The 15,889-nt window shown below is 52.1% G+C and carries 7 protein-coding genes and 2 pseudogenes; 2 read left to right on the top strand and 7 right to left on the bottom strand.

All coding sequences use genetic code 11. The annotated features are described in order from the left end of the window. Window positions 1-685 precede the first annotated feature (685 nt). Window positions 686-5,289, bottom strand: a pseudogene (gltB, locus tag FPL14_RS20115) (glutamate synthase large subunit). Window positions 5,290-5,576: 287 nt separating this feature from the next. On the opposite strand from gltB, the gene FPL14_RS20110 reads away from it, so the two are divergent. Continuing rightward, the gene (locus tag FPL14_RS20110) at window positions 5,577-6,857 is read left to right on the top strand and encodes an SGNH/GDSL hydrolase family protein (RefSeq protein ID WP_182299440.1); all 1,281 of its coding nucleotides are present in this window, start codon (window positions 5,577-5,579) and stop codon (window positions 6,855-6,857) included. Window positions 6,858-6,938: 81 nt separating this feature from the next. On the opposite strand, the gene FPL14_RS20105 is transcribed toward FPL14_RS20110, so the two are convergent. From FPL14_RS20105 to kapB, 3 genes are all read right to left on the bottom strand, one after another. Then, window positions 6,939-7,127 (bottom strand): YjfB family protein, encoded by a 189-nt coding sequence (locus FPL14_RS20105; RefSeq protein ID WP_182299439.1) that lies wholly within the window; start codon window positions 7,125-7,127, stop codon window positions 6,939-6,941. Between the two features lie 15 nt (window positions 7,128-7,142). Next, entirely contained in the window at window positions 7,143-9,413 is a 2,271-nt protein-coding gene (locus FPL14_RS20100; RefSeq protein ID WP_182299438.1) for a hypothetical protein, read from the bottom strand. 187 nt (window positions 9,414-9,600) lie between these two features. Next, the gene (gene kapB, locus FPL14_RS20095) at window positions 9,601-9,981 is read right to left on the bottom strand and encodes a sporulation phosphorelay system protein KapB (RefSeq protein ID WP_182299437.1); all 381 of its coding nucleotides are present in this window, start codon (window positions 9,979-9,981) and stop codon (window positions 9,601-9,603) included. 103 nt (window positions 9,982-10,084) lie between these two features. Here kapB and FPL14_RS20090 point away from each other — a divergent pair. Beyond that, window positions 10,085-11,199: pseudogene (locus tag FPL14_RS20090) on the top strand (MGDG synthase family glycosyltransferase). A gap of 65 nt (window positions 11,200-11,264) precedes the next feature. Here FPL14_RS20090 and FPL14_RS20085 read toward each other — a convergent pair. The 3 genes from FPL14_RS20085 to FPL14_RS20075 all read right to left on the bottom strand — a co-directional run bounded on the left by FPL14_RS20085 (window position 11,265) and on the right by FPL14_RS20075 (window position 15,882). After that, window positions 11,265-12,002 carry a helix-turn-helix transcriptional regulator gene (locus FPL14_RS20085; RefSeq protein ID WP_182299436.1) on the bottom strand — a complete coding sequence of 246 codons (738 nt, stop codon included), beginning with the start codon at window positions 12,000-12,002 and terminating at the stop codon, window positions 11,265-11,267. Window positions 12,003-12,356: 354 nt separating this feature from the next. After that, complete coding sequence (locus tag FPL14_RS20080) at window positions 12,357-13,199, bottom strand: cellulose binding domain-containing protein (RefSeq protein ID WP_407644625.1); 843 nt, start codon at window positions 13,197-13,199, stop codon at window positions 12,357-12,359. Continuing rightward, window positions 13,156-15,882 (bottom strand): glycoside hydrolase family 48 protein, encoded by a 2,727-nt coding sequence (locus tag FPL14_RS20075; RefSeq protein ID WP_182299435.1) that lies wholly within the window; start codon window positions 15,880-15,882, stop codon window positions 13,156-13,158. The genes FPL14_RS20080 and FPL14_RS20075 overlap by 44 nt, the downstream gene beginning before the upstream one ends. Window positions 15,883-15,889 lie beyond the last annotated feature (7 nt).

Below are 15,889 nucleotides of genomic sequence, written 5' to 3'. Positions count from 1 at the left end.
CCGACGTTATTAACAAGGAGATATTAAGTCTATTCATTTCCACTTTCTCTTCCATTCGGTCCGGTACGAAAGAGAACCCGATCCGTTTCCGCCACAACATATAAGCAATAAGAAGCGTAATAGTCGAAGAAGCGATTTGAAATATTTTTGCATGCAACAATGGTTGGCTAATTTCCTCGATTGAAAAATTTATTTGTAACAACAGAATCAAACAGGATTGTATTGCAAGATAACCTAAGTATCCGGAAACAATGACTAACATCACGTAATACGCATGGATTCGGAACAATCTCCAGAAGAAGATGACTAACCAAAGAATCATGAAGAACGGAGTGTACATATCTAAATCAAGTATAAACCGCAACAAGTAGGATGTTTGTGCCATAACTAAAGCTGTGATAACAGCATGAAATATATGATCCTTAATAGGAAAACGAAACATTGTTAACATCAATATCATCATAGCGATAGATTCATAGATGTTGACCGAGACATCAAGAAGAAACTGATCCATTTTGCGCCCCCATCACTACTTGTAGTCGCTTTCATTTTACACCGAATTTTACCATAATGAAAGAAATTTAATAGATTTATAGCGAAATATCCATCTTAAAACCCGTTGAAATGCAAAAACGCCGACAAAGGCGCTTATGGCGCTTTTGTCGACGTAAGTCTTAAGTTCTATTTAGTTGCCGCCTACGCGGGACAAGTCGCGCATATTGGCTTCGAAAGCAGCCAGCATCGCTTGTTCCCCGCTAAGCCCTTGGGCCTGTACCTTGGCGATTTGCTCCATCATCCGCTTGTAATCTTTAGGGATGACTTTGACGATTTTCTTCGCCACGTTGTTCCAATCCTCGAGCACTCTCCGCCCTAGATCGCTGTTCGTATATTGGACATGGTTGCCGATCATGGCGCGAACCTCGGCAATTTCGGCCTGGTCTTCAAGATGCTCTAATCCGACCATCTCGAAATTGCAACGGTTGACGAAGTTGCCATCCCAATCCACGACGTAGGCGATACCGCCCGACATACCGGCCGCGAAGTTGCGTCCCGTCTTGCCGAGTACGACGACGCGTCCGCCAGTCATATATTCGCAGCCATGGTCGCCGACGCCCTCGACGACGACGTTAACGCCGCTGTTGCGAACCGCGAACCTTTCTCCGGCAACGCCGCGAATATAAGCTTCGCCGCTCGTAGCTCCATAGAATGCCGTATTTCCGATAATGACGTTATCTTCCGCTTTGAACGTCGATTTATCCGACGGATAGATCGCGATCTTGCCTCCCGATAAGCCTTTCCCTACGTAGTCGTTCGAATCGCCTTCCAGCGTTAAAGTCATTCCCTTAGGCATGAACGCACCGAAGCTCTGACCAGCCGTTCCGACGAAGTGGAATTGGATCGTATCTTCCGGCAGGCCGTCTTTGCCGTACCGGTTCGTGACTTCCGAACCGACGATCGTTCCGACGACCCGATTCGTATTCTTGATCGGGAAAGTCCCTTTCACTGGCTGCTTATTGTCCAATGCGGGAGCAGCGGCTTGAAGCAATTCCTGCATATCAAGCGATTCTTCGAGCAAGTGATTTTGCGATTTCGTATTGAACCGGGCAGAGCCTTCCGGCAATTCCGGCATATGCAGCAACGGCGTCAGATCGATGCCTTGCGTTTTGTAATGTTTGATAGCGAGCTTCGAATCCAATCGGTCTACCCGTCCGACCATCTCTTCAACGGTGCGGAATCCGAGCTGCGCCATAATTTCGCGGAACTCCTGGGCAATGAACTTCATGAAATTAACGGCATGCTCCGGGTCGCCCATGAACTTCTTGCGAAGCTCCGGATTTTGCGTAGCCACCCCAACCGGACAAGTATCCAATTGACATACGCGCATCATGATGCATCCAAGAACGACGAGCGGTGCGGTGGAGAATCCGAATTCTTCCGCGCCTAGCAACGTCGCGATCGCGATATCGCGGCCCGTCATCATTTTACCGTCGGTTTCTACCACGACGCGGTCGCGCAGGTTATTCAAAATAAGCGTCTGATGAGTCTCGGCAAGGCCGAGCTCCCAAGGCAAGCCCGCATGTCGGATCGAGCCGATCGGAGAAGCCCCGGTCCCTCCGTCATAGCCGCTGACGAGGATAACGTCGGCACGGCCTTTGGCAACGCCGGCAGCGATCGTACCTACCCCCACTTCGGATACGAGCTTGACGTTAATGCGGGCGCGCGGGTTGGCGTTCTTCAGATCGTGAATCAGCTCTGCCAAATCCTCGATGGAATAAATATCGTGATGCGGCGGAGGCGAGATGAGTCCGACGCCTGGCGTCGTTCCCCGAACTTCCGCAACCCACGGATACACTTTGCGTCCCATGAGCTGTCCGCCTTCTCCCGGCTTAGCTCCTTGGGCCATCTTGATCTGAATCTCTTCCGCATTGGAGAGATAGTAGCTCGTTACGCCGAAACGGCCCGACGCGACTTGTTTGATCGCGCTGCGGCGCGAATCGCCGTTACTGTCCGGCGTGTAGCGAGCCGGATCCTCTCCTCCTTCACCGGAGTTGGACTTCCCGCCGATCCGGTTCATGGCGATCGCAAGCGATTCGTGAGCTTCTTTGCTGATCGAACCGAACGACATCGCGCCGGTTTTGAATCTCTTGAAGATCGACTCGATCGGTTCCACTTCTTCGAGCGGCACGGGCGGCTGATCGAAGTTAAACTGCAGAAGCGAACGCAACGTGCGAACCTGATCGTATTCGCCTTGAACGAGCGCCGAATATTTTTTATACGTATCGTAGTTGCCCGTACGAGTAGCCATTTGAAGCGTATGAATCGTTTGCGGGTTGAACAGGTGATCTTCCCCGCCTTTGCGCCACTGGTAGTCGCCTCCGGAATCAAGCTCGCGTTCCGCTCCTCCTTGAGTGGTGAACGCGCGAAGGTGAGCCGCAAGCGTCTCTCGCGTAATCACATCGAAGCCTACGCCTTCGATCCGGGATGCGGTTCCCGTGAAATATTGCTCGATAACTTCCGAATTCAAGCCGACCGCTTCGAAGATTTGCGCCCCGCGATAAGATTGGATCGTGGAGATCCCCATCTTGGACAGTACCTTCACGACGCCTTTGGTTGCGGCTTTAATGAAGTTCTTGACTGCCTTCTCGTGCGAAATATTGCGCATCATGCCTTGACGGATCAAGTCGTCGAGCGTCTCGAACGCAAGGTAAGGATTAACCGCGCTGACCCCGTATCCGAGCAACAACGCGAAATGATGAACTTCCCGCGGCTCGCCGGATTCAAGCAGAATGCTTACTTTCGTACGCGTTCCTTGTCGTATCAGGTGATGGTGCAACGTCGATACCGCGAGCAAGGATGGAATCGCCGCATTGTCGGCATCGATGCCTTTGTCGGACAGAATCAGAATGTTGTGGCCTTTGGAAATCAATCGGTCAGCGGCTTCGCATAACAGCTTAAGCGCATCGCGCAAGCCTTGCTCTCCGTCTTGGACCGAGAAGAAAATCGGCAAAGTGATCGACTTGAAGCCGGGACGGTGAACGTGCCGCAGCTTCGCGAACTCTTCGTTCGAAAGGAATGGCGTATATAGACGGATGTGGCGGCAGCTTTCCGGTTCGGGATCGAGCAGGTTCCGCTCCGGACCGACCGTCGTATAAGTCGAAGTTACGATTTCCTCGCGGATCGCGTCGATCGGCGGATTCGTTACTTGCGCGAACAATTGTTTGAAATAGTTGAACAAACGTTGAGGCTTCTCGGATAACACGGCCAATGGGGAATCATACCCCATCGACGCCAACGGCTCGACGCCGGTAAGCGCCATAGGCTCCATGACTTTGCGAATGTCCTCGAACGAATAGCCGAAAGCTTGCTGGCGAAGTTGGACCGTATCATGATCCGGTTCGGGCAGCTCGGGCGCGTCAGGCAAATCTTCGAGATCGACCAAGTGGTCGTCCAGCCACTCCCGGTAAGGGTGCTCCGTTACGATCGAACGTTTCACTTCTTCATCGGAGATGATCCGTCCTTCCTTAGTGTCGACTAGCAAAATACGTCCAGGACGAAGTCTGTCCTTGAGGACGATATCCTCTTGCGGAATTTCGACGACGCCGGCTTCGGAAGCCAGAATGATCAAATCGTCCTTCGTCACGTAGTAACGTGCAGGGCGTAAGCCGTTCCGGTCAAGAACCGCGCCGATCTGGACGCCGTCCGTAAAGCCTACGGCCGCAGGTCCGTCCCATGGTTCCATCAAGCAAGCATGATACTCGTAGAACGCTCTTTTTTCTTCGTCCATAAGCTCGTCGTTCTGCCAAGTTCCGGAACCATCATCATGGCGCAGTGAGCCATGGAACGTCCCGATAGGTACATGAACTCGAACGTATTGTCGAACATAGCCGTATCGGAACCGTCCGGCGCGATAACCGGTTTGATCTTCTCCAGATCGTCTCCGAACAACTCCGTATTGAACAGGGTTTGGCGAGCATGCATCCAGTTCACGTTGCCGCGCAGCGTGTTGATCTCGCCGTTGTGGATCAAATAGTTGAACGGATGCGCCCTCTCCCAGCTTGGGAAAGTATTCGTGCTGAAACGGGAGTGGACGAGAGCCATCGCCGTTTCCAGGTCCGGGTGATGCAACTCGGGATAGAACAGACCTACCTGCTCGGTAGTAAGCATCCCTTTATAAACGATTTTTTTGCTGGAGAAGCTCGGGAAATAGAACATGTCCGCGCCCTCGATGCCGGAGAAACGAATCGCTTTCTCCGCGCGTTTGCGAATGACGTACAGCTTGCGCTCGAACGCCAGATCGCTTGTCAACGCAGCCGAGCGTGCAATGAACGCTTGACGAACGAACGGCTTTACCTTCTTCGAAGATTCGCCCAAGGACTCGTCGTTCGTCGGAACCGTACGCCAGCCTAGCAGCCGTTGACCTTCTTCGGCGACAATCGCTTCGAAGATCTCCTCATGGTTGCGGCGAACGTCATCCTCTTGCGGAAGGAACACCATTCCGACGGCATATTCGCCCGGTTCAGGCAACGTGAAGCCAAGCTTCGTCGTTTCCGCTTGGAAGAAACGATGAGGGATCTGCAACAAAATGCCCGCGCCGTCCCCCGTGCTAGGCTCGCTGCCTTGGCCTCCGCGATGCTCCATATTGAATAGCAGCGTCAGCGCTTGTTCAACGATTTCATGCGATTTCTTGCCTTTGATGTGCGCGACGAATCCCATACCGCATGCGTCTTTCTCGAACTGCGGGTCGTACATCCCCTGTTTGACAGGCAGACCTTTACGCATTTCTATCATATCTATCAACCTTTCTGTTCGCAGTTTAGGAAAATGAGCATTGACGGCTTCAAATCCCCTTCCATATGCCCTAGAATAAAAGTATTGGAGGGAAGCTACGGAAGACGGAGGATTTAGAAAAGTGTTCGTGGACAAGTCGCGGCGATTATTCATAATTATTCATTGAATGATATATTATTTTAACACCGCCGCGAAAAGAATGACAATTTAATATTTTTATGATGTCGATAAGCATTTGTTAGACGCTTATGACGATTTACGATGATTTAAGGAGGAATCTGTCGCCCATGACAATCAGATCGCGCAAATTATTTACCGCTCTCTTAACCGCTTCGCTCGCTTTTACGGCAATCTCTTCGGCGTCTGCCGCCGACAACACCGCTACCCCTAAAGAAACGTATAGAATAGTCGCTCTCGGTGACTCGATCAGCGCCGGCTTCGAGCCTTTGCCGGAAATCGTGAATCAGACCGCGGCTCCTTACGGATACGTCGACCGGCTGTACGAGCAAGCCTTGTTTCACGGACGTTCCGAGCTAAGCAACTACGCCATCTTGGGGTTAACGACCCCCGGGTTAAGCCGATTGCTTCAAGGCGCTAAGGATAATCAAAGGCTGAGCTCCAAGGACTTGCAGGATTTCTCCTCATACGACACCCGCGTAGCCCGGCTGGCAGATGCCGTAGCCGATAGAACCCCTGAGTTAGCCGCCGATCTCGCCAAGGCGAATCTTGTCGTATTGACCATCGGAGGCAACGATTTCGGTTCCCTTATTAAGGATACGCAGAGTAAACCTATAGAATCCGCACGACAAATTATACAGGACAGCTTCGATAAAACAATGAATAAATATACAGAAGATTTAGATAAAATGATGACTGTTTTGCACGAATTAGCGCCGAACGCCCAAGTCGTGCTAGCCGATCAATATTTGCCGCTATGGAAGAAACATGAGCTCTATGAACCTTTGAAGGACGCCGTCAATAAGCTGGCGGATGGTTTGGACAGCATCGCGGATAAGCTTAACCAGAGAGGAATTTCGCTGCGGATCGCCCATGTCTCCGACAAGTTCTTCGACAATGAAGGTCCTTATACTTACTTTAACGTTTTTGACGGATTAGATACCCACCCTAAGCAAGCCGGTTATGAAGCTATCGCGCAAACCTTTGCCGATGTTATCTGGAAACAATATCTGAAACCCGCTCCAAGGGCAGCCGATGTTCCGCTTTCGGTCGTCATAAACGGCAAAGAGCTTCCCGGCAAACCCGTGACCGTCGACAACACCACATTCCTTGCCTTACGGGACGTAGCCGATGCCGTTCATGCCAATTTGAAATGGATGCAAAAGACGAAAACCGCCGTGTTCTCCAAGGACGGACGTAAAGTCGTTATTACGATCGGGGCCAAATCCGTAATCGTAAACGGAGTCGCCCAACCGTTAAATACGCCTGCCTACTTCCAGCAAGCGGGCAAAATCCAGAAAACTTATGTACCGCTAGCCGTCATCAGCGAAGGCTTGGATTATCAAGTCGTCTTCCGCAAGAAACTTATGACAGCCTTTATCAATTTCTAAACATAGGGTTAGCATACCCAAATCAAACAAATAGTAAGGGCTCCCGTCGCATTTCGACGGGAGCCCTTACTATTATGTGTTTTACACTTTAATATCTAGATTTTTGCCCAAGTGCGGGTGCACGCTTTGTTCCATTAATTGAACTAACTGTCGGCCTTGCTGTTCCGTTACGTCAAGGGATTTGGCAAGTACCGCGATTCCTACTTGCTGCTTGAGCGCTCCGCTAGATGCCGAGCTAATTCCATTGGCTACGCTGCTAATGCTGCTCATGATTCCATCTCCCTTCTACTTAGCCGAGACGCGAATCGTAACCGTTTTACCGCCGAATACCGCTTTGATCGACGCGCTGCCTTTCCCTTTAACCGATATTCTACCGTCGGCGACGGTCGCTACCGCGGACTTGGACGATGTCCATACCGCTTGGGAAGTCACGTTGGCGGATTTGCCGTTCTCGTAGAGAGCCGTCAATTCAACGTTGATTTGATCTCCGATTACGGCTTTGTAGGAAGTATTCGAAGCAGAGAGCTTTGTCAGCTTAGCGGTTACGGTGTAAGGAATCTCCAAGCTTTTCCCTTGAACCGTAGCCTTCAGCGTACCGTTGCCTTCCTCCAAGCCTTTAACGGAAGCGCCTTTGATCGCAACATGCTCATCCGAAGACGCATGCCAGTCGATCCGCGAACCGAGGTTTACTTTTTTGCCGCTCTTCGTCGTTCCGGTTACTTTGATCGTTTGCGATCTTTTTAACGTCGTGCTTATTTTCTTAGGTTCGATGGCGAAAGAGGTAAACTCCTCTTCGACCGTCACTTTGATTTTAACGGTTTGATTCAAATAGGTTCCCGTCAAAGTCGCCGTCGTTGCCAGAAGCCCTTTTAGCTTGGTCGAAGTGACCAACAGCTTAGGAGTCGAGGATTTCCAGGTGATTTTATCCGAGATCGGAGCTTCCGTACCATCTTCGTAGATGAGCTGAACTTGCGGAAGGTCCGTTTCTCTGCCGATAACGATACTTATCGTTTCCTCTGACGGAATCAAAGTCAGAATTTTCTTGTTAACGTTAACGATAATCGTATCCGTAATGTCATCCGAATCGGATGCTCCTTCCAAAGTGGCCGTTAACGTAACGGTACCCGGCTTTAACGCTTTGAATTTGCCATCTTCGATCGAGACGATTTCGTTATCGCTTGAAGTCCATTCCACGAATTTGCCGATATCTTTCAAATCTCCCGCGACCGTCTTGCCTTTGACAGTCGGAAGCGTAGCGTTGTCGTCTACGAATACGTCGAGCGAATCCTTCTCGATCTCGACTGTCGTGATCGTTGGCGATACCGTAATCGAAATGGTTTTCGTTAATCCCAAGTAGGAGACGGTGATTTGCGCCGTTCCCGTGCCTTTCGGCACGGCGTATACTTTATCGCCGACTTTCTCGATCACGGCAACCAACTGGTCGGCATCCGCGATTTTCCACTCGGCTAAGCTCGTAACCGGCTTGTTCGGTTCTTTCCCGCTGCTCGCCGTTGCCGTTAGTTCGACTTTCGCGCCGTATAACGTTACGTTGATCGCCTTTTCGGGAGTCACTTTAAGCGCTTCGTATTCCGTTCTGATGATGACGGTAACGGAATCCGATACGCCAAAGCGCTTGGCTGTGATAACGGCGCTGCCCGATCCGACCGCCGTCAATACGCCCTTGTCGCTTACTTTGACGATGGATGCGCTGGAGCTCGTCCAAGTCGCGTCATCCGTGATATTTCCCGAACCCGATGCTCCGTCTATGTATGTCGGAACGGCAGTCAGGCTCTTATCCTCATCCCCGACGTACATTTCGATCGGGCCGTTAGGAAGCGCTTTTAAATCTTTATCCCTGATATCAATCTCTTTGTAAGGCGTCTTAACCGTAAGGACGATCGAATCCGATTTTCCTTTGCTCTTGACCGTGATTGTAGCCGTTCCCGTACCTAGCAATTTCACCGTTCCCGCGGTAACCGTCGCCACCGAGGAATTGGACGTCGTCCATTGGGTTGAGGAAACCGTCGTAATGTTCTCGTCAACGCCGGTCTTGATCCCGCTTGCCGCGAATACCAAATCCGATCCCATATTGACGTCCATCTTGTCCGAAGCGTCGGCCGAGGAAATTTTCAATTTCACTTCGTCGTATGCATATTCGGCGGTTACGTAGAACGTATCCGACTTTTCTTTGTATTTCGCGGTAATCGTCGCCGACGAAACGGCGCCAGTCGCGGTGACGACGCCTTTAACGACCTTAACCGATGAAGAAGTGGAAGACCATGTCGCGTCTTCCGTTACGTTCCTGGCCGCGGATATTCCGGAAATGTTCGCGTAAGCATTTAAGGCAATGGAATTATCGTCTACATATAACTTTTCGGTTTGCGTTTCAGGGGTAATATAAACGGAATTTACCGTTTCGTCCGCCGCGGAAGCGACCGCGCCGAACGCGCCGACCATTAAGGAAACTACCAACACCATCGAGAGAATGCGATTATAAATGTTGCTTGGACGGGACGACTGTGCTTGATGTTTCGCTGTTTTACTCCACATTTTCATTTTTAAGCGGATCCTCCATGGGCAATATTCTTTTGAACACTCTACTTATATAACGGCTTCGGGAGCAGATTCCTGAAGATGGAAACCGAAAAAACTGCTCAGATCGACACAAAATAACCGCATCTTAGGTCCATTGGACTAAGATGCGGTCGAATACCGCAGTATTTTCGTTACTTTAGTTGTAGCTTTACATACCGTAATCTTTCCGCAAGCTTTCCAGCTTCTCTAAACAGAGCTCAGACCATCGCTTTAAGCGATCGATTCGCTCTCGTTCGTTGCCGTAAGCCGTGCGCAACGACTCCCGGTAATCGGGTATCGCTCCCTTGTAAGGCTGAACGGTCTGTATAGGTACCCACACCTTCTCCGTATAAGAAAGAGCTTTGCGTTCATGGAACATAACCGCATCCGGATCATAGGAACTGTGCAGGTCCCCTTGCGTTGGATGCTGCAGTACGGCAAGCACCTTAACCAAGGCTCTCCGTTCATCTCGGTCGATAGCTTCTCCGACATATTCCCCTGTCTTATAGTTTATTCTTACAATTTCCGGCACCGCGTTAAGTTCGCTCATTCGCGCCGATTCCTCCTTCAACATGATTCTTCTCATTGTACCACTTGTTCCAAATCCCGCTTCAGCGTAATATGGAAGTAGGAAAAGTGGAGGATTATTTCTTATGCGTAAAAAACGAGTTCTGCTGCTTTCCGAAGGTTTCGGTACAGGACATACCCAAGCCGCTTATGCCCTCGCAGTCGGATTACGCCAGTTATCGCCGCGAATTCAGACGCGCGTCATTGAGTTGGGCACCTTTCTTAATCCTATTATAGGCCCCTTGATCTTGTCCGCCTACCGTAAAACCGTAAGCAAACAGCCTAAGCTGGTCGGTAGAATGTACCGAAGCGGCTATCATAAATCCTTAAACCGAATGACGCAGTTCGCGTTGCACCGGTTATTCTACAATCAAGTATCGGATGTCGTCCGGCAACTGAAGCCGGATTCCATCGTCTGCACCCATCCTATTCCTAACGCCGTCGTAAGCCGATTAAAAAGGCTAGGCTTGGATGTTCCTTTGTATACGCTTATAACCGATTACGATGCCCATGCGACGTGGACGAACCCCGAAGTGAACACCTATTTGGTCAGTACGCCTGCCGTCCGGAATAAATTGATCGCGCGCGCGTTCCGCCTACTTCCATCGAGGTGACCGGGATCCCCGTCCACCCGAACTTCTGGCATCCGCACGACAGGGCCGAAATTCTAGCCCAGTTTCAACTCAAAGATATGCCCACCGTCCTCATTATGGGCGGCGGTTGGGGTCTTTTATACGGCGAAGAGTTAGTAGAGTACATGGCGGCTTACGCGGATCGGATTCAGCTCATCCTCTGCATGGGGAACAACGAGAAAGCCAAAGATAAGCTGCTCTCCGACGCGCGCTTCCAGCATCCGAACATCCATGTCATCGGCTATACGAAGGAAATCAGCAAGCTCATGGACGTCTCCGATCTGCTTGTCACCAAACCGGGCGGAATGACCTGCACGGAAGGGATGGCCAAAGGAATTCCGATGCTGTTCTACGAGCCGATTCCCGGTCAAGAAGAAGAGAATGCCGAATACTTCGTCACCCACGGCTTCGGAGAACTGATGAAGTCGAACGAGACGATCGACCGCTGGTTCCGCCTCATCCAGGAACCTTACGCGGCCTACCAGCACCGCGATACGCTGCTCGCTCTGCGCAACGCGGAATATCACCCCGCCAAGTGCTCGGAAGCCGTTCTAGCCTTGATGGAATAACCATTGGATCATACTTAAAGAAGCACCGTCGTCCACTTAACGTGGAAGCGGTGCTTCTTTTGCTTCTAATGAATCTTTTTGTTGCGGTATTGCAGAGGGGTATATCCCGTCATTTTCTTGAAGGTGCGGGTAAAATGGGATAGATTGTCGTAACCTAGTTGGTTCATGATATGGCCGATACGAAGATCCGATTGCGCAAGCATCAGCTTCGCGTGCTCGATTCGTTGACGAACGATGTACTCTGAGAGCGACCACCCGGTTTTCTTGCGAAAAAACCGCGAGAGATACGAAGGATGGAAATGTACGAATTGAGCGATATCTTCTCTGGTCAATTGCTCTTGCAAATGATCCTCGATATAGTCTAAGATTTGGCGCAAAGAGGCATCGTCGGAGCGACGGGCTTGCCTCAAAAGCAACATTCGCTCCCGTTCGGGTCCCTGTTCCGCCAAAGACTCGTCCGACTTATCCGGAGCAACTTCCCGCATAGGCACCGTTTGTCCGATCTCAATCTCTACATCCGCGTACAAGTAGGTTTTGGCAACCTTCTGCAATTGCCTGCAGCGATGCTCCAATCCGGTTATCAACGGATTGGAGGTAGGCAAGCCGAATAGGAAAACCGCCGTCCCGTGCCGGACGCGCATCGTCGCCCCCGATAACGGGTACCTGATCAGTTCGTCGGACGCATTGCATAGAGCATATTCCAGTAGGTTGCGATCACGATCGGGTAAGGGAATATGCCATCTTCTTATCGAAATCCGAATGGGCAATATCCAACTGCTCTCCGATCCTGCAAACTCCATCATTCCCTCCTTCTCCGTAACCGTCCCAATCAGAAACGGATGTGATTAGTCGGTGTTTCGCTCGCTTCGTTTATCTAAGGTTCCGCTAGTTGCCTATCGCCCTCCTTTCGCGGGTCCAGCCATTAAAGCAGTGGATTAAGGCAGACCTCAAATCCATTATATTAGAAGAGGGCGGAATCGAACTATCTACCGGGGTGACCGACTTAGCACTTTAATGACTTCTTTCCGTGCCATCCCCGCGAATTTCCGCCGAATACGTGAAAGCCTCCAACTCCGTTACACGATAGCGGAGTTGAAGGCTTTAACGATTAATGGCGGTTGAGATCCTTGGCCTTATCTCCGTTCATAGAGCTCCTGTTAAGGCTCGGTTCCCCATACCAATGTTCCGTTCTGGTAGAGAGTCACTTTGCTCCAATCGACGAATGCGGTTTTCGTGCCGTCGTAGGAGTAGTCCCCCGCCTCGTTGAAATTCGACCAATCGTTCTTGGCGAATCTAGCCTGGATTTCTCCGCTCTGCCCATTCGCCGCGATCGAGCCTGCGCCGGCGGAGAAAGAAATTTCCAAATACGTATCGGCTCCCGTCGTCGGTGCAGCCATCGTTACGAACGCGCCGCTCACGTTGCCGTTTCCGATCTGAGCCCAATCGGACCAAAAGCTGAGCGAAGCGTTCGCGCTGTCTTTGGTGAAGTAGTACCGAAGCTTGAGCGTACTTAAACTTACGGCCGAAGAACCGTTGTTCTTAATGTTAAACTGCGCCATGATCTGATTGTCGGTCGGGTTAGCATTGTTGACCTTATACTGCGCCACCAGGCTGCCGCCGCCGACATTTTGCGGAGTCGCGCTTGCTTGCGCCGAGTTCGCGCTCTCGCCCGCCGCGTTAACGGCGCTCACGACGTAATAATACGTCGTTCCGTTCGTCAATCCCGTATCCGCGTAACTCGTTCCGGTTACGCCCGTCGCTACGGTCGCGTACGGCCCGCCGTTTGTCGTCGCGCGTTTCACGTTGTAGCTTACAGCGCCGCTCGACGCCGTCCAGCTTAATGCGACTTGGGCGTTGCCGCCCGTCGCGGTCAACCCGGTCGGAGCTGCCGGCACCGTCGGCACGGCTATCGGAGTCGCGCTTGCTTGCGCCGAGTTCGCGCTCTCGCCCGCCGCGTTAACGGCGCTCACGACGTAATAATACGTCGTTCCGTTCGTCAATCCCCGTATCCGCGTAACTCGTTCCGGTTACGCCCGTCGCTACGGTCGCGTACGGCCCGCCGTTTGTCGTCGCGCGTTTCACGTTGTAGCTTACAGCGCCGCTCGACGCCGTCCAGCTTAATGCGACTTGGGCGTTGCCGCCCGTCGCGGTCAACCCGGTCGGAGCTGCCGGCACCGTCGGCACGGCTATCGGAGTCGCGCTTGCTTGCGCCGAGTTCGCGCTCTCGCCCGCCGCGTTCACGGCGCTCACGACGTAATAATACGTCGTTCCGTTCGTCAATCCCGTATCCGCGTAGCTCGTTCCGGTTACGCCCGTCGCTACGGTCGCATACGGTCCGCCGTTTGTCGTCGCGCGTTTCACGTTGTAACTTGCAGCGCCGCTCGACGCCGTCCAGCTTAGCGTCGCTTGAGCGTTGCCGGCCGCGGCGGTCAAGCCTGCCGGTACCGTCGGCTGCGTCGTCGTTCCGGAGCCAAGCAAACGATCGTACTCCGCGTAAGCCGTGGCAATATCCACCTGCGACCAGAACCGATGATACTTGAACGTCGGTACTCCGTTGTCCCACGTTTGCGTCGACTGATTAAAGGATGTGTTATAAAGGTTAGTGAGATAAGACCATTTCGGATCCTGCGTGATTTTCGGACGCAGCTGAGCATAGCTGATATACGTTCCGTTGCCGCCTTTGGCCGGATCGGACGGAATGCCTCCCGTTCCTGGAATCGCGTTGCCTTGTCCGAACGTACCGCTCCACCCCGCCGGAAAGTAAATTTCCTTCGTGAAGTAGCGGCTATAATCTCTCCTTTGCTCGTCGATCGCGATTCCGATCCCGTCGTTATAGTTCCAAGCCGTGCCCAGAAGACCGTCGGCCGTCGTCTTGGCTTGATTGCCCAAGGTCGTAAAGTTACCCGTTTCCGCTTTGGTTCCCGCCGCGAAGAAAGAGAGAGCTTTAATGTAACTGCCCAGCACGCCGACATCTTGGCTCGGGCTCTTCGTAATCACATGGAAATTCGGATTGCCCGTAAAGGTCGAGAAGCTGTTCCAGCTATCCGGTTGCCCCGTCCATTCTTGGCCGCTTGGAATCCAGAACTCGCCCGGCGCCGCGACGGTAGCCACGGCTGGATTGAGCCCGCCAAGAATCCGGCTGCCGGATGCATTCAAATAGTAGCCGTCTGCGTCGGAAACCGGCCGTTGGTCGACGAACGTGTAATCGAGCGCCCAATCGATCCATTTCGAGATGACGTTCTTGGCCATTAGGAAATTTTGCGACGACGTGTCGCCGCTGGAAGCTAAAATGTAGTACATCTCCGCAACCCGTTCTATCGGCCATGCTTGGAAACCGAACCAGGTGTTCGAGCCGGGGTCGTGATAGACCGGGTTTTCCTGATATGCCAATCCGTGGAACGTGCTGACTCCCGACGGATAAGCGCTATAGCTGCCGTTCCAGCTGTTCGTTGCGCCTCCGCCGATCGCTCCCTCGGCGGACAATAGCCAGTTGTAGAATTCCAACTGCCTTGTCAGGGAAATGTTCCAATCCGATTTTCCGGTCGCCGATGTCGGATTAAGCCCGCCCTCCGTCGTTCCCAGCGCGTAAGCCGCTACCGGGTTCTGGTAAGCTTGGTGCGCATGGCTAGAACCGATCCGCCAAGCCCAATTGCCTCCGGACCCTAATCCGCCGCCCCACGCCGTATACCAAGATAACAAATACAACGAGGAATTTTTGCCGTTGCCCGCCGCGGGGGACCCGTCGCTGGCGCTGCCGATTTGCTGAAAATACTTGTCGAACATGCCGTACCTTAAATAGTCGCCCATTTTCTTCGCTTTGTTCAAGATCGTCGTATTGTTGAATCCGAGCTCCTTCGCCCAATAGATGACTTGAACCGCCCGCGCGTCCGCGTCGGTCGCGTTCGTATATCGCCATTGAGCCGCGGGGCTTTGGTTTTCTTTCGTAAACAGGGACATAAAGCCTTCATTCGGTTTACCGAAAGTTTTGTTGTCCTGCGAAGGATGGTCTATCGCCTCCCACACCGACTCCTGTTCGCCGCGCTGAAACGTATTCACGTAGTTGACCGTATGCGATGGATTCAACAGGTTCCCGTACTCGTACCAATTGTCAACGTCGACCAGCCAATGCATCAAGTAAGTTTGGTTATTTCCGTACGCGGCTTTCATTTCCGCGTCCAGCGGGTCCGATCCGGCCGCATATTGTCCGGAAAGCTGGGATGGATATTGATCCGGGTAAGGTTTTTCGGCGGCGTATGTCGCCGGGCTGCTTGGATTGTAATAATTCATCGTCGGCTGCTCTTCTACGCCGTCCCCTTCGTTGATCGGGATGATGTATTTCTCCATGTTGTTCCAAGCGGCTTCCAGCTTGGACCAATCCCCCGTGAAGTGTCCGTATAGCGTCTCAAGATAGAGCCAGTAGCTATAAGCTTCGGAGGTAGACATATGTCCGTAATCCGGCGCTTCGCTGATTAAAGTTTCAATAGAATGGTATGGAACTCCCTCCGGCGAGAAGTAACCGTTCGCGGGATTCTTGATCTGATTGTAAAGCTGCATAAATCTCGTCTCGTTCACGGTGGCGGCCGATGCCTCTTTCGGAGCCACCCACAAGCTAGCATACGCGGTTATGATCATGGCGACGACAAGCCACCATACCAACCCTTTACGATACAGATTACTAGTCATTCCTTAT

The sequence above is a fragment of the Cohnella cholangitidis genome, assembly GCF_014107495.1.
Classification (GTDB): Bacteria; Bacillota; Bacilli; order Paenibacillales; family Paenibacillaceae; genus Cohnella; species Cohnella cholangitidis.
The sequence above is the reverse complement of the archived record's forward strand: the minus strand, read 5'-3'. Positions and strand labels throughout refer to the sequence as shown.